This window comes from uncultured Aquimarina sp. (assembly GCF_947492115.1).
Classification (GTDB): domain Bacteria; phylum Bacteroidota; class Bacteroidia; order Flavobacteriales; family Flavobacteriaceae; genus Aquimarina.
In genome coordinates this window covers 691,539-707,049 of the sequence record NZ_CANLMM010000003.1, presented here as the reverse complement: position 1 = coordinate 707,049, position 15,511 = coordinate 691,539, and the positions used below count along the sequence as shown (strand labels likewise).

At 31.9% G+C, this 15,511-nt stretch carries 13 protein-coding genes; 3 read left to right on the top strand and 10 right to left on the bottom strand.

Going from position 1 to position 15,511, the window contains the following annotated elements; translation table 11 throughout:
* The first annotated feature begins 56 nt into the window (after window positions 1-56).
* Window positions 57-2,798, top strand: a complete 2,742-nt coding sequence (locus tag Q1A73_RS12460) for a CHAT domain-containing protein (protein WP_299606002.1) — start codon at window positions 57-59, stop codon at window positions 2,796-2,798.
* Window positions 2,799-2,857: 59 nt separating this feature from the next.
* Here the strand turns inward: Q1A73_RS12460 and Q1A73_RS12455 are convergent, their stop codons facing one another.
* The 3 genes from Q1A73_RS12455 to Q1A73_RS12445 are packed head-to-tail and all read right to left on the bottom strand — an operon-like array spanning window position 2,858 to window position 8,652.
* A complete protein-coding gene (locus Q1A73_RS12455; RefSeq protein WP_299605999.1) occupies window positions 2,858-5,521 on the bottom strand; it encodes a T9SS type A sorting domain-containing protein in 2,664 nt (887 codons plus the stop codon).
* 58 nt (window positions 5,522-5,579) lie between these two features.
* On the bottom strand, window positions 5,580-6,710 hold the full coding sequence (locus Q1A73_RS12450) for a hypothetical protein (RefSeq protein WP_299605997.1): 1,131 nt from the start codon (window positions 6,708-6,710) through the stop codon (window positions 5,580-5,582).
* 28 nt (window positions 6,711-6,738) lie between these two features.
* Window positions 6,739-8,652, bottom strand: coding sequence for a T9SS type A sorting domain-containing protein (locus Q1A73_RS12445; RefSeq protein WP_299605995.1), 1,914 nt, complete (start codon window positions 8,650-8,652; stop codon window positions 6,739-6,741).
* Window positions 8,653-9,085: 433 nt separating this feature from the next.
* On the opposite strand from Q1A73_RS12445, the gene Q1A73_RS12440 reads away from it, so the two are divergent.
* Complete coding sequence (locus Q1A73_RS12440) at window positions 9,086-9,922, top strand: universal stress protein (protein WP_299605993.1); 837 nt, start codon at window positions 9,086-9,088, stop codon at window positions 9,920-9,922.
* 15 nt (window positions 9,923-9,937) lie between these two features.
* On the top strand, window positions 9,938-11,359 hold the full coding sequence (gene cls, locus Q1A73_RS12435) for a cardiolipin synthase (protein ID WP_299605991.1): 1,422 nt from the start codon (window positions 9,938-9,940) through the stop codon (window positions 11,357-11,359).
* Between the two features lie 7 nt (window positions 11,360-11,366).
* Here cls and Q1A73_RS12430 read toward each other — a convergent pair whose 3' ends face one another.
* The 7 genes from Q1A73_RS12430 to Q1A73_RS12400 all read right to left on the bottom strand — a co-directional run bounded on the left by Q1A73_RS12430 (window position 11,367) and on the right by Q1A73_RS12400 (window position 15,500).
* Complete coding sequence (locus Q1A73_RS12430; RefSeq protein ID WP_299605990.1) at window positions 11,367-12,392, bottom strand: 2-hydroxyacid dehydrogenase; 1,026 nt, start codon at window positions 12,390-12,392, stop codon at window positions 11,367-11,369.
* On the bottom strand, window positions 12,361-13,029 hold the full coding sequence (locus tag Q1A73_RS12425; RefSeq protein WP_299605988.1) for a hypothetical protein: 669 nt from the start codon (window positions 13,027-13,029) through the stop codon (window positions 12,361-12,363). Before Q1A73_RS12425 ends, Q1A73_RS12430 begins: the two co-directional genes overlap by 32 nt.
* On the bottom strand, window positions 13,022-13,543 hold the full coding sequence (locus Q1A73_RS12420; protein WP_299605985.1) for a hypothetical protein: 522 nt from the start codon (window positions 13,541-13,543) through the stop codon (window positions 13,022-13,024). The genes Q1A73_RS12425 and Q1A73_RS12420 overlap by 8 nt, the downstream gene beginning before the upstream one ends.
* Before the next feature lie 5 nt (window positions 13,544-13,548).
* Window positions 13,549-13,992 (bottom strand): hypothetical protein, encoded by a 444-nt coding sequence (locus Q1A73_RS12415; RefSeq protein WP_299605982.1) that lies wholly within the window; start codon window positions 13,990-13,992, stop codon window positions 13,549-13,551.
* An 81-nt stretch (window positions 13,993-14,073) separates the two neighbouring features.
* Complete coding sequence (locus tag Q1A73_RS12410) at window positions 14,074-14,517, bottom strand: Hsp20/alpha crystallin family protein (protein WP_299605980.1); 444 nt, start codon at window positions 14,515-14,517, stop codon at window positions 14,074-14,076.
* 84 nt (window positions 14,518-14,601) lie between these two features.
* The gene (locus Q1A73_RS12405) at window positions 14,602-15,012 is read right to left on the bottom strand and encodes a hypothetical protein (RefSeq protein WP_299605977.1); all 411 of its coding nucleotides are present in this window, start codon (window positions 15,010-15,012) and stop codon (window positions 14,602-14,604) included.
* Window positions 15,013-15,095: 83 nt separating this feature from the next.
* Window positions 15,096-15,500 (bottom strand): hypothetical protein, encoded by a 405-nt coding sequence (locus Q1A73_RS12400; protein ID WP_299605974.1) that lies wholly within the window; start codon window positions 15,498-15,500, stop codon window positions 15,096-15,098.
* Window positions 15,501-15,511 lie beyond the last annotated feature (11 nt).

The window sequence follows — 15,511 nt, the reverse complement described above, 5'->3', positions numbered from 1 at the left end:
AAATCAAATGTATTTTCTCTTAACAACAAAAAGTGTAATTTTCATACTTTTAAAGTATGAAAATTACACTTTTTTTCTTTCTTATTAGCATTCATGCTTCCTATACAGTTTATTCTCAAAAAGATAACAAAGAGTTTTTAAAAATTTTAAACTCTCACGCCAATCCACAAACAAAAGAAAAGAAGTTAGACTCATTCTTTAGAGTTAAAAACAATAACTACACTTTTGATATAGCCGATGCCTATCATGCTTATGGAGTTTTTCTTTTTAAAAAACGAAAAACACTTAATAATGAGAAAGCCTTAAAAAAAGCTATTGTGTTTACAAAAAAGTCACTTGAAATAAAAGATAGTCTACAGGTTAAGTCATCAAAATCCTTAGATAAAACTTTATTCAATCTCGGTCTTTTTAACTCTAGAGTTAATAACTGTTTTGCAGCCATTGACTATTTCGTTAGATTATCAGAGATAGGACAACTCCCAAAAAAAATAAGTGCATATTCTGAACTCTCAGAGATTTATAGAAAAATAGGAGATTATCACAAAGCTTTAAACACCACAGAAAAAGCTATTGAAATGTGTCTCAACTCACCGCAATACTATAAAAAAAGAGTTGAATTATATTTGCTCAAAGCAGATATCTATTCGTCAATGGGATTCAAACCATATTCAGAACAAATTAGATCTTATTTGCAAAAAGCTGATTCCTTATTAAACTTAGTTTCTTATAATACTTCTAACCAAAAAACTAGAATGTTTCAAATAGAAGGTAATAGACTTTTAAAAATAAAAGAATACAGAAAATCTATTGTCAAATTTTCTCAAGCTTTAAAAGGTTTATCACTTTTAGATTCTATAAACAGAGCTTCTACTCATAATAGTTTAGGATTGGCATTTCTAAAACTAAAACAATTAGACAGCTCCAAATTTCACCTAAAACTATCTAATCAATATAATTCTAACTATACTCCTGCGATGGAAAATATGGGAGATCTATACATCGCCAAAAAGGAGTTTACAAAAGCTTTAGAATCATATCAAAAAGCGATTCAGTACAATATTGATCCAAACGAACCACATGATTATAAAGATAGCATAGAAATCGAAGACCTGGTATTATTATCTAATAAGTACTACACCTTGAGTCATCTTATCCAAAAGGCTAATGCTTGGATTCAATATTATCACCATGATCAAAATAAAGATCACTTATATCAAGCTATCAAAACCTTTAAAATAGCAGATCAATTAGTGGATATTATTCGTTTTGAAAGTTCGGAATACAGATCAAAATTATACTGGAGAGAACGGGCTTCCGCTTTGTATCTAAATGCGGTAGCAGCCTCTTTTCTGCTTAATAATCATAAAGACGGGTATTATTTTATGGAAAAAAATAAAGCGATCTTACTGCTTGAAGATATTACGAACGAACAAGCTAAAGAGAACACCAAACTACCTGAAGACTTAGCCAATAGAGAGTTTTTATTAAAACAAAACATCTATTTATCCGAAAATAGATTGAATACTCTTACCGATACATCCGAAGATGCTCTGCAAAAGACTAAAAAAGAAATTTATAACCATAAAAAGAATTATGAAGTATTTGTAGATTCACTTCATCTCCTATATCCTGATTATGCCATTAACAAACAGAAAATAAAAGTACTACCCTACGACAGTTTTACATCTCAATTCATTTCAGATCAAGAAGTTGTATTACAATATATTTTAAGTGAAGATGAAGGATATGGAATTTTTCACAGTAGAGATCAACAGTTATTTTTTAAAATCCCAAGGGTGAACGAATTATCGCAAGATATTACTCTTTTAAACAAACAAGTTACGAACTGGTTTAAGAATGGGGAAGAATTAAAAGCATATCACAAAACAGCCTATCAAATTTTTCAAAAACTAATCCCCTCATCTGTTTTCTCTATTCTAAAAGGAAAAAATATCACTATTATTCCTGATTATGCATTACAGCAACTCTCTTTTGAAACACTTATTACTTCTGATAAGGATCATAGTTATTTAATTAAAGATGTTGAGGTACGATATGCATACTCCATGAGTTATCTGGACCAAAATGATCAAAAAGAAAGAAATGCGCCATTGGATTTTCTTGGAGTCGCACCTGTAGATTTTAAGATAGAAAACTTGGGATCTTTGGTTCATAGTAAAAAGGAAATAACCACAATCACGGACATATTATCTGGTGACGTATTGTTAGAGGAACAAGGAACTAAAACCAATGTGCTGGATAGTATAGATCAATATCGTATCATACATTTATCAACACATGCTGATATCGACCATCATACAAGTCCATGGATTGCATTTAGGAATCAAAAAATCACATTGCAAGAGATTTATGCCACCAAGAACCAATCGGAAATGGTTGTATTAAGTGCATGTAAAACTTCTTTAGGAGAACTTAATAAAGGAGAAGGTGTTATGAGTTTAGCAAGAGGTTTTTTTCTTTCGGGAACTAATAGTGTCGTATCTTCATTATGGTCTGTAAATGATAAAGCTAATCAAGAACTTATGATTAATTTTTATAAAAACATTGATCAAGGACTTTCTAAATCTTCTGCCTTACGAAACGCCAAACTACAATACATTAATTCTCATGATGGAAGTGAATTATCTCCTTTTTATTGGGGTTCTTTGATACTTATTGGCAATAACGCTCCAATACCCTTTTCTAATCATTTAAGCAGTTTTTTATGGATAGCTATTTTACTGGTGATTATCGGAATTATAATCCTAATTTATTTTAGAAAAACGAGAAAATCTTGAAAACAAAATAGGAATACTCGATTCCATATATTGCTTTCAAGATTTATAGTGAAAATAGTTTAATGATCTGTAATTAATACTTTATGAGTTTTTCGAAAACCATTCGTATCAGAGATTTTAAGCATATATACTCCGCTTGGGTAGGGTTTTACATTTATTTTATAATGTTTTTGAGTGATTATTTCAGAAATCAGTTTGGTTCCTTTTAAATCAAACAATTCTATCCGAAGTCCATTCAATTTATCATTCTCTGACTCTATTTTTACTTGAATTTTATCAGATGTAGGATTAGGAAATAAAGTTATCTCATACGAACTCAAGACATCTACACTATTAGTATTTAAAGGATCTCCTATATTCTGTTTGTTATGTAATTCATTGCTGCGATACATACTAGACAATTCTGGATATTTTTCATAATAAAAGAAATCAAATATTTCGTAATACTTTAAAGCCAGTATATGTTTTTCATTATGTGGTGTTGCTTTTACAGTTAAATAATCATTTTGAACTCCATTTAAGTACCAATTATCTAACCTTCCTGTTCCTGAATTATTCCAATTTTGTTGAAAATTGGTGCCATTATAATCTGCGGTTGCAGACCAAGTATTATTAATATTTAAAACCTCATCCGTAGCATCCTGATCAAAGTTACCTATCAAAATTTTTTGTTGATTGTTTAAAGGTAATATCTGCATATTTGCAAATTTTGAATCTCCATATTGACTCCATATCCAATTCCATTGCGAAGTATTAGTATCAAATCTCAGTACTGTTACCCAAGTATTAACCCAAGTTAAAAGTTCATCTGCATTCGTAACGGTAAATCTCCCAGGTGTATACCTATTATCATAATTAGCATCTACACCTCCAATTCTTCCGCTGCCACTATTTGTCCATCTTTGACTAAAAGTACCTCCTTCAAAATCAAATAAGCTTGACCAATTATAAGAGAATCCTAACAATTCATCTTTTCCATCCCCATCAAAATCTCCTATCTGAAATTGATCAGAAGATCTTATATGCCATGTAGAAATATTAAAGCTGCCAAAATTGCTCCATTTATAATACCAAGAATTGGTAGCTGCATTAAATCCTTGTAATGTAGCCCATGCATTACTAACAGAAATAGACAATAAATCTGTAATTCCATCTCCATCAAAATCTCCTGTATAATGGCGATCTCCTTCATTCATATACCAGGATCCTATCCATCTGCTTCCGTGATTATTCCACATATCGTACCAATCTGTTCCCGTATCACAAGAATAATCTTCCATACCAGACCAGGTTGTACTACTCATAAAAAGTAGTTCTTCATCGGTATCTCCATCAAAATCACCTACTAGTTTATGATCTCCATTATTAAAATACCATCCTCCTAATCTTCTTTTGTTTCTTTCATTAGTCCAAGTCATTTCCCAATCATTTCCTACCGTCGATGAATTAATATTATTTAAACAATTACCATATGAAGCAAGGTGATTTTGTGTTTTCGAAATACTAGAAGCATTAAAAAAATATCCTCTAGTACCGTAGCACATAATTCCTGGAGTTGTACCACATTCTGTATTCCCTGAAACTTCAAACGGATGCGGCATATTTAGTAGATGCCCTATTTCATGTGCGATGGTCATATATGCACCAGCTGTTCTTCCGATAACCGTACAGGCATATGTAGGGTATCTACAAGTGGTGCCGACGTAAGCAATTCCAGCTACAGACAAACTTCCATTATCATCTTTCATGCGAGTTAACCCTGTAAATAACATGCTTATATCTCTGTTAATTCCAGAAAAAACTGAGGGACTATTAACCCTAAATTCTATTAAACGATCTTCAGCAATAATTGATGTATAAGGATCCATGTTTGAAGTTTGTACATTTTGCCCTGTTACACTAAAAAGAATATTAAAATAAATAGAAAAGATCCCTTCTGTTTGATTTAGTAAGGATAAAATCTCTGGATTAGACCCACCAATATTTCTATAGTATTGATAATGTTCATAATCTGCATCTGTAGCAATTTCTAAATATTTTGGTGTACAAATAGAAGTACCGCCTTTTGATGAAAATGTTTGCCCTCCAATATTAATTTCTTCTCTATCACTTATATCAGCTATCAACTCTTGACATTCTCCAAATGCATTTTCTCTCATATCTTTTAGATGATATACTAACAAATAATTTCTTGCTTCATCATCTTTAAGAAAATGTCGTGTTGATTCAAAAAACAACCAATCCTCCTTTTCTTGATTATAAATATATCCCCAAAAATTATCTTTAGTGATAGTTACTCTTACAATATTATTTCTGTTTTTATCTGCTACTCCTTTATATGTATTTGATTGAGTATTGTTTGCCTCATCTGTTTGATTTATAATCTCTCCATTAATACTTTCTACATACTCGGGACTTCTTATATCATTAGATTGTAAACTAATTTCATATTTCCAGTTTTCTGCAGCTAGTAGGAACTCTGATATATAATTATCTCTTTTAACATGATGGTATACTTCTTCAAAATTAAAATCTAAAAGCTGATAACTCTTAAAATACTCTTCTAAACTATCTACACGCTCATTAGTTTCTTTTAACTGAAAGATCTTAGGTCTATAGTCATCTATATGATCAAAATCGCTTCCTTCTTTAATCTGTTCTTGTCCATAAAGCATGGTCAACCCCAAGCTTATAAACAATAGGTTTGTTACAAAAGATTTCATCGTAATGTATTTTTATCCACCTTTATGAATAAAAATCACAAAGGTGGATTATTTGATATTAGTTATTAATTGTCCAGACACCAAGATCTGTACAGCCCGAAGGATTCATCGTAACTGTAGACAGGTCAATAATCGAAGTATAAATTGGTCCTCCTGGAATGCATAAGCATAAACAAGCATTTAGCTGGAATACGCTATCGGGGCACACCCAAAATTCTACAAATCCATTTGCATCAGGGGTAAAATGGCCCGAAAAACCGTTATAAGTAAGTCCTGTAGCCCAAACATAACATCCAGGATCTCCATTGGTATATACCACTTGTACTCTCACACATACCAATGCGTTTGCACATGGATCATCTGCATTCCATGAACTATTAACCGATGTAATCTCTCCTCTTAATACATTTCCTTGATTAACCAAAACTCCAGAAATATCCCAGTATCCTGTTTCTTTATTCAATTCGTATAAATTCACTTGTTCTGGTGTATTTTCTGTTTGTATTGGAAATGAAACATCAATTACCGCTCCTTCATTTAGATCTAAAGGAATATTTTTCTCAGGTATTGTAGCTGTAATTTCTATCATTCCAAAAGATGTTAATGGATATAAAGTCCCATCTTCCTCTTCTGCAATGTAACTTCCAGGAGCACTTCTTAATTCAAACGGATCAGTTACATCTATATAAGTGGCTCTTATTTCTACTTTACCATAATATGGTTCTCCTTTATAGTTAAATGCATTAGCAGGAATTGATATTTGTCCTTGAAAGTCCACAGGTATTTCTGCCCCTTTATCAGCATTAATTACATGAGCTTTGGCTCTTTCTTTCATTAAAACAAATAGTTTTGTGTTCTTTTCAATTACTTTAGAAACTGTAACAAAATCCTCATGCTCTATAGTTAATACATCTCCTAACCTAAAACTGTTTTCCTCTAAAACAAAACCTCCTTTCGAATCGCTGAATGCTATTATATCGCCTCGAAGTTTGATCGTCGCATTTACAATTGGTTTGTTGTTTTTAGTTTGAAGAGTCCCACTCAGGCGATCCGAAGTTCCTTCTCTTTTTAAAGTAGTTTCCAATATATCTACACTCATTTCTGATGTAGTAAACTCATCATTACAAGCGTAAAAAAAAGTGATGAGTACTAAAAATGAGAGTAGTAAAAATGTTTTAAAATTTTTCATCTATTCTATATTAAATTGGTTATAAAGCTTATTGTATTGCTAGTTGTCTTGTGATTACTTCTCCAGAGTCTTTAATGATTCTTACGAAATACATCCCTTTAGGTGTTTTCGCATCTATATCCAAAAGGATCATACCTTTTTCTTTTTTAAACGATATGGATACACTCTTCCCTGTAAATGTTACCAATTCAACATGTTGAATATCCGTAGTAGTTGAGGTGGTAATGGTAAGCACTCTTCCTGCTGGAACTGGATTAGGGTACATTTCGATTTTTGAAATTTCTTTATCATCCTCCACAAAACTTCCCTCTTCATACTCTTCAAAAAGTTCGAAAATTACACCAGAATTAATGAGTTCATTGATCTCTTTTGTATAGGCACTATCTGGTTCAAAAGGATATTCTTTGGTTTCTAATACAAAACCTCCTGTATCATTCTCACTTTCCTGTATCTGAACTCTAAAATATCTTCTGGTCTCTTGCCATTCTTTACAATCATTCCAAATTCCATGTTTTATATAATACCAAGTGTTTGTAGAAAGTCCTGAAAAAGAAGCGATATCGGAGTTACAGCAAAAACCGCTGATTACATTATGATTTACATCATACACTTGCCATCCGTGATAAACAGATACTGGATTTGGATCCGCCTGTAGATTTACATTTACCAGACCTCCACTAGCACTAAGGCTTAGTGTAAAATCTGTAGTATATCCTACCCAACTAACAGAATTGGGTACAATTTTTCTGGCTTCTTGCCATGGATAGCAATTCTTATCAGAATCTTTCCAAACACCATGCTTTATGTAATAATTTTTGGTTCTACTTAGTCCACTAAAAGTAACCGATGTTCCTCCTTGAATAGGTCCTACTTGTGTACCTCCTGTTGTAGTTGAGGTAGCTGTTTCGAATAATCCCCACCATTGGTAGGCATTGGTTGTTGTAGCTGTTGCCTGAATGGTAATAGTTCCATTACCTGCACAACTAGCATTTATTGTAAAATCAGGATCCAAGGCTGCATTAGGTAATACAGTAAATCTCTTAGTTAAAGGCAGCCAACCGATGCAATCATTCCCTAACGCTACTTTGATTTCATATTCATAACCTGCCTCAAAATTAACATTATTACCAGCAAATAGATTGGTTAAATTCACCGTTTGTAATTGTCCTGCTGTCCATCCTAATCCAGATACATACTGAAAACTTCCTAAACTACCGCTAGGTCTTCTCCAGGCATCAATAAAATAATGAATCTCGCCTTGAGAAGCGCTTCCATTCAGTAGAATAGTCTCTCCCTCGCAAAAAGTATTCTTATGAGTACCAGCTGTATCTTCAAAATGAAAATCCACACTAAGGTTTTGACTTTCCTGAATCACAATATCATCAATCGCCATCTCAGCCTGTTTTACACCTCCTGTGTATAATGGATTTATTAATAATCTAGAATAATTAGCATTAGGTGTAAACGTAGTGGTTACGGTATGCCAGTTATTCCCTAAATAGGTTCCGATAGTATTAGAAAATATCGTTTGTTCTGTATCAATACTTCCATTTTGAAAATTTACAGCTCTTAAGTTTACGGTACCATGATCACTGATATCCTGATTGCCTCTATCATTTGTTCTTACTTTAAAAGAAACAGTGTAACACTTACCTTGTTCAAATGCTACTGGAGTTTGGATACTTTCATAATGATCATTCGTCCCTCCTGACCACATCCAAGCATGTGGATTTGATGATACTCCATGTAGGGAAGGACTTCCGGAATAGGAGTTCCAATCATCTACACAATTGGTGTTTGCTGATCCAGTAAAACCAAAACTAAAATCATTACAGTTAACATCGTATTGCGAGAAATCTCCGTTTAACACCAGGTTTTGACTTATCCCCAGATATATGCTTGCTATCATAAAAAATAGCGATAAAATATTTTTAAGCTTCATTGTATTAAGTTTTAAAAGAAATGCTTACTCTTTCGCTTTTCGGCTTACGCGTTTTGCTTTGCAAAAATTATTTAGGTTGATCAGACCAGATAATAAATGTCCATTTGATAGAAGGAGTTCAACTAGATTAAAATGTTACCCACAACATTTAAAAATTTTTATTTTTTGATGAATGTAACCCTAAGTTTTGGTCTAAATGTAGAGGAAGACTGTATGAATAATTCTTGTTCAAACATTAATATCTTAAAACCAAATTATCCAAAGAGAATCTACTTTCTGTTTTTGAAATACTGGAGGAAATCCAAAATCAAATCTGTATTAATACATAAAAATATAGTAATGTGATCTACCCTCTGGTAATCCCCTTTTATATGATAAAGATCATATTTGATCTAAGGTTTAAAAAGTAATTTTATGGTATAAATCAAACATCATGAAGAATATTCTTTTACCCACAGATTTTTCAAAAAATTCTTTAAATGCTATCGACTATGCTACGGATTTTTTTAAAAAAGAACTATGTACTTTTTATATTTTACATGTACAAAAAGCATCTCATTATACCACCGATGATTTGATGAGCGCTCCGACAAACACTTCTCTTTATCATTCGATAACTAATGAATCAAAAACAAAATTAAATCAGCTTGTCGACGATCTAGAAATTAAATATTCTAATGAAAACTATGCTTTCGAGAAAATAATTGATTATGACATTTTCACGGATGCCATTAGGCAAGCTGTCGTGACTAAGGAAATTGATTTAATTGTTATGGGTACAAACGGAGCTACTGGAGCTGCTGAGGTGGTTTTTGGAAGCAATACACTAAAAGTTATCCGTAAAATTGATTGTCCAGTTTTGGCAATACCAAATAATATCAAATTCAGAGTTCCAAAGACAGTGTTATATGCTTTGAATATAGATGATCATTTTACAACAGAAGGAATTGATCCTCTCACCGATATTTTATCAAAACACAATGCTTCTCTAAGAATTTTGAAAACCAAAGAAGATGAATTGGTAACCGTAACAGAATTTGATGATAAAAAGAATCTAGAATCATTTTTTAAAGACTACAACCATACTTTTCATACTATTAGTAATATACCGTTTTCTTTAGCGATTCATAGTTTTGTGCAGGTGATGGAAGTAGATCTTACTGCAATATTCGTAAAAAGAGAAACATTTTTAGAACGCTTTTTTAAAGGATCTGAAACTTCTAAAATTAGTTACGGAACTCAAATTCCTTTATTGATAATGCATTATTAAGTTTATCTTTAATTTGTGATTTATTCAATAGGTATTATTATATACATAATCATTAGTGCAATAATTACTATTAGATTATTGCTTAATGGTATGAGACCTACCAAAATATTAGGATGGCTTTTTGCTATTTTCACAATTCCAATAGGTGGTATATTTCTGTATTTTATGTTGGGAAGAAATCGAAGAAAAAATAAACTCTTTCGATTAAAAAAAACACCTAGGGTTGCAACTTTCATGGAAAGAGCCGTAGCAGAATGCGCTCCTATTTCGACAAAAGAATTTAATGAGCATCATAAAATAATTTCGTTGATTACTCAGAACTCACTTTTTAGACCTAGTACAGGAAATGAAGTAAAACTACTCAAAAATGGAAGAACTACGTTTGAAGCCATTTTTGAAGCTATAAAGAATGCCAACAAATTTATCTATCTTGAATATTATATTTTTGAAGAAGGAGGACTTACTACAGAGCTTTTTAATCTATTCAATACTAAAATTAATGATGGAGTAGATATTTATATCCTTTATGATGGAATAGGTAGCTTATCTCTGAGTAAAGCATACATCAAAAAATTACAGAATATCGGAGTAAAAATTCATAAATTCTTACCCATCCAATTTGGCAAATTTCTTTCTTCTATCAATTATAGAAATCACAGAAAAATCATAGTGATCGATGGAGAAATAGGATTTACAGGAGGAATTAATATTGCGGATAAATATATAAAAGGAGATCCCAATTTAGGAATTTGGTATGATACACATTTACAACTAAAAGGTCCTTCTGTAAACAACTTAAAAGCAATATTTGCTCTTGATTGGTATTTGGTCAGTAATGACGAATCTATATTAAACACATCCTATTTTTCTAAAAACCTTGTTAACGGAAACTCTACTGTACAGATAGTTCATAGTGGTCCAGATGATAATTTTCCAGCTACAAAACAGATGTATTTTTCTATCATTAATGAGGCAAAAGATTACGTATATATTGCGAATCCTTATATCATTCCGGGAGAATCGATTTTAGATGCTTTGAAGGTTGCTGCATTGAGCGGAGTGGATGTAAGGCTACTATTATCTCAAAAATCGGATAACCTAATTGTAAAGTGGTGTGTTCGTTCTTATTTTGAAAATTTGTTACAAGCTGGTGTAAAGATTTATCTTTTTGAAGATGGTTTTTTGCATAGTAAAACGATTGTTTCGGACGATACAATATCATCAGTAGGCACTACCAATTTAGACATAAGGAGCTTCGAACAAAATTATGAAGTGAATGCTGTACTATTTGATGATGATTTTGCAATTCAACTTCGAGAAGATTTTTTAGAGGATTGTCATAAGAGTACTCTTTTAGCGTATGATACTTTCGTAACAAGACCCTGGTCACACAAAATAAAAGAAGGTATCGCTAAAATTTTCAGTCCAGTTCTTTAGTCAAACCCTAACCATCGATATCCTTTAATACGGGTGTTAGCTCATTCTGCGGTATTCCTCCATTTTGCCAACTCTGTATATTATCAAAAGTAGTTTTCGCAATATTATGTAATGCTTCTTTAGTCGCAAATGCCTGATGCGGTGTAATCAAAGAATTGGGTAAATCTATTAGTTCCTGTAAAAGTGGATCATTTGGATGATTTTGAGATCTATTATAGAAAAAAACTCCATTTTCATACTCGTAAACATCCGAGCCATATGCTGCAATCTTTTTTAATTCCAAAGCTTTAATGATATCCTCAGTTCTTACGATACCTCCTCTGGCTACATTAATAAGAATTAAGTTTCGTTTCATATACTCAATAGTCTCTGTACGAATTAAGTGATGTGTCTCTGAAGTCAAAGGCGTACTTAAAAATAGGATATCTGATTGTTTTAATAGTTCCTCTAATTTGTAATATGTTACTTTATTATTTTCTACTAAATCAGGATCTTCTATCAAATCATTAGCAATAATTTGGCACCCAAAACCATTCATGATTTTAGCAATTACCTTTCCTATTCTTCCTGTACCAATTATCCCAACAGTTTTTTGATTAAGATCAAAACCAATAAGATCATCCAGCAAAAAATTATAATTATGAACCTGTTGATTTGCCATTATTATTTTACGATTTAGTGATAATAATAATGTAATGGCATGTTCTGCAATAGCGTGTGGCGAATATCCCGCAGCATTGGCCACTCGAATTCCCAACCTGCTGGCTGTTTTTAGATTTATATTATCATATCCAGAAGAACGCAAAGTAATATAACGTATCCCAAAATCTCTAAGCTTTTCTAAAACCGAAGAGGAACAATCATCAGCCGAAAAAATAGAAACCACGTCAAATCCAAGAGCTAAAACTGCTGTATCTTCGGTAAGACGTTCCTTACTATATTTTACACGAAATTGATCGCTATTCGCCTGCTCCAAAAATGGTATTTCAAAATCCTTTGCACTATATATCAACACCTTCATAATAGAGTTCATGCTTTACAATTAATAGTTTTTGTTCTTTTAATGCCCAGACTAACATATTCACATAATCTTTTATAGCCTTTTTTATATTATCAGGCATGGTAACGTCGATGGATCCTTGCCAGATCACTTCCTTTTCTTTTTCGGGACAGATACAATACAGTGTGGACTGAGCATGAAATATTTGATACTCTTCATAATAATCCTGATCATGATAAATTTCCTGATTCTGGTAATAATCTTCTCTAAAATTATTAAAAGTGCGATCAAGGTTTCTCATGGAAGAAACTACCGTAACCTTGTCTTCTACACCAAGAACTTTGGAAAGCAATATAGCATCAAAACCTTCTTGAATCAGTTCTTTCTCAAGTTCTAATAATTCTTCTTCAGTTTTTGGCGAATCGTCATAGAATTGTTCAAAAAGGTCGAGACTAGTAACAGCATTAACTCCATTTTTTTGTAACGTTTTAGAGAGCCTTTCTTCAAAACTTTTTCGATTCTTACTATCTGCAGTAATTCCGACCACCAGTACCTTTTCAGATTCAAATACTTCGATATCTGGATGTTTCCAATTTTCTACTAATTCACTCGAAGAACAACTCCAAAGCAATCCTATGATGAGTAGCTTATATATAAATACTTTATTCATTATGATCAGTTTTTAAGTTTGACAATATTTTATCTAGTCTATGGACTACCTCATTTGTATATTCTGGCAGTTTTTCAATAATGGATTCGCCAGATATTACATCTACATCTTGTAATGTGATATGACTGCTTCCAACGGTAGAAAGAATAATCAATCTATCAAGATCTTCAGGATGATTTTTGATATATCTCTTCACATTAGATGGCGGGCTTCCGTATTCCCAAGAATTGATAATCACAATTGCATCCCATTTATCTATTGGTACTGTAAACAATGTATACACATCAATTACTTTAAAATAAATAGCATCCTCTTTATAATATTTTAATACTCTTTGTACCAATGAATCTTTAAACCTGCTTCCCTGAGAGGCGATAAGCACTTTTGTTTCTAGATTTGGATCATTTACCTGAAATGGTATTACGGTATCCATGGAATATGTATACTCATACCAAATCCAAAATCCTATAAACAAAAGAACTATGACTATTGATATGTTCTTGAATAATTTCAATGCTATTATTTTGATATTCGTTTTACTTTTTCCTTTTTGATAAAGCTTTTAATTAGTTCGAAAATTATTCTCTTGTGAGCTTTATATGTTTCTAAATAGTTATTTACTTCTTCCAATAATAATCGATGTGTTTGCTTATACTCCTTTTCCTCCTCCAATTGATCTTCACTGTCTACTAATACAAGAAGTTCATTATTGTGATTCGTAATTTTCTTAAGCAGAGGATCTATTTGTTCATATAATTTAGCAAGACGATCCGCAGTTTCTTTGCTTTCTTTTACTTCAATTTCTGAAATTGGCGTTATCGGATAGTTCCTGATAAGATTTTGAAGAAATAATTGTTCATCTTTACTAAATTTCAATTCAGAAATCCAGCCTACTGTTATTTCATGTAATTCATCAGCACTTTTCCACTCAGCATATTTTATATATTGCTCATCGGTTTTCATATTTCTGCTCTTATTGATGATAGTTTTAAAATAGAAAAGGCAGAAAATTAACCCCACATCATTTTCTGCCTACCTCTTTTTCTAAGCAATTTCTATTACTCTTTTTGGTGGTTCCTTAGCCTCTTCTTTTTTGAGTAAATTCAAGGTTAACAAACCATCTTTATATGCCGCTTTGACCTTCTTATTTTGGTCAATACTATTGGGTAACTGTAGTCTTCTTTGAAAAGAATTATAACTAAATTCTTTTCGGGTATAGTTTTCTTCTTCCTGAACAGCATTATTACTATTTTCTGCAGAGATATGAAGCATATCATTTTCTATAGTTACAGCTATATCCTCTTTAGAAAAACCTGGAACTGCCAGTTCTACTTCAAAATCATCCTTATTTTCCTTAATATTCATGGCTGGTAAATCCTTATCTCGAATGAAAAAATCATCAGAGAAAAAACTATCTGTATCTAACCAATTACCAATACTATCATTAATCCAAGGAAGTCTGTTTCTTTTAAATTTAATTAGTGACATAATATTTAGGTTTTATAGTTATTATCTGTAATAAAATTAAATCAGTTGAATGAGGAAAAAAATGATATTTCTCAGCTTTAAGATTTATTTCTTCTTCTTTTTAAGCACTCCTCCAGCATAGCTAAACACCTTTGTTTTGAAAAATTGATAGTTTTTATAAAACAGATCAAATTTCTCCTTTAATGAATAATGTTTATCACTATAAAAAATATCGCAAGACATGGTATCGCACTCCATCATTCCACCTAATTCACTTTCTTGCTTGCTTATCTCTAAATAAATATTCTCTAATTCTGTCTGTACAGTTTTTATTTGTGTTTTAAATTCCTGAAGTCTTTCAAAAAGGTTTGGTGTATTGGGTTCAAAAACATAGGAATTAAGGAGTTGATTAATGAATTGTACTTCACCTTCAATAAATTGAAGTGAGGATTTCCATGTTAACATTTCAAAATGAAAATCTTTTAACCTTGTTTCTGTTTCGTGTATTGTTTTCATTTCTTCAAAATTTTATAATTACCGTTTTTCTAGTATGCGTAAAAAAAGTAGGATTCATATTAAGAGTACTATCAATACTTCTTTTACAGATTAAAATAATCTCTTACCAATGCTTTGGTTTGATTTGCCGTCATACTATCAGTTTTAAAAACACCTTCTAGTTTATCATGTAGATCTTTATAGTAGTATCCTAATTCTTTTTTGAACTTTTCTCCCGCCTCTGCGGGTCCAAAAACAACCAGTTTATCGACGTCTTTTACATGAGAAGCTATTTCTTTAAAATAAGCTTTGAACTGATGTTTCTCTCGCTCCAAATATTTACTGTCTTGTACCACATCTTGTGGGCCTCCTTTTACTCTGGTTCCGGAACCTCCATGAATGCGATATGTTTCTATTTGAGATGGGATGGTGATCATCTCTTTTTCGTTTTTATTAGGGTTAATAATAAACGCCTTTTCTTTATCCATCCAGATACCTATGTTTTTCATTGTATATGGTT

What these genes read in the sequence shown, in the direction of transcription:
- Q1A73_RS12460 (WP_299606002.1), top strand. Translation starts at nt 57, where the DNA reads ATGAAAATTACACTTTTTTTCTTTCTTATTAGCATTCATGCTTCCTAT.
- Q1A73_RS12455 (WP_299605999.1), bottom strand. Translation starts at nt 5,521, where the DNA reads ATGAAATCTTTTGTAACAAACCTATTGTTTATAAGCTTGGGGTTGACC.
- Q1A73_RS12450 (WP_299605997.1), bottom strand. Translation starts at nt 6,710, where the DNA reads ATGAAAAATTTTAAAACATTTTTACTACTCTCATTTTTAGTACTCATC.
- Q1A73_RS12445 (WP_299605995.1), bottom strand. Translation starts at nt 8,652, where the DNA reads ATGAAGCTTAAAAATATTTTATCGCTATTTTTTATGATAGCAAGCATA.
- Q1A73_RS12440 (WP_299605993.1), top strand. Translation starts at nt 9,086, where the DNA reads ATGAAGAATATTCTTTTACCCACAGATTTTTCAAAAAATTCTTTAAAT.
- Q1A73_RS12430 (WP_299605990.1), bottom strand. Translation starts at nt 12,392, where the DNA reads ATGAACTCTATTATGAAGGTGTTGATATATAGTGCAAAGGATTTTGAA.
- Q1A73_RS12425 (WP_299605988.1), bottom strand. Translation starts at nt 13,029, where the DNA reads ATGAATAAAGTATTTATATATAAGCTACTCATCATAGGATTGCTTTGG.
- Q1A73_RS12415 (WP_299605982.1), bottom strand. Translation starts at nt 13,992, where the DNA reads ATGAAAACCGATGAGCAATATATAAAATATGCTGAGTGGAAAAGTGCT.
- Q1A73_RS12410 (WP_299605980.1), bottom strand. Translation starts at nt 14,517, where the DNA reads ATGTCACTAATTAAATTTAAAAGAAACAGACTTCCTTGGATTAATGAT.
- Q1A73_RS12405 (WP_299605977.1), bottom strand. Translation starts at nt 15,012, where the DNA reads ATGAAAACAATACACGAAACAGAAACAAGGTTAAAAGATTTTCATTTT.
- Q1A73_RS12400 (WP_299605974.1), bottom strand. Translation starts at nt 15,500, where the DNA reads ATGAAAAACATAGGTATCTGGATGGATAAAGAAAAGGCGTTTATTATT.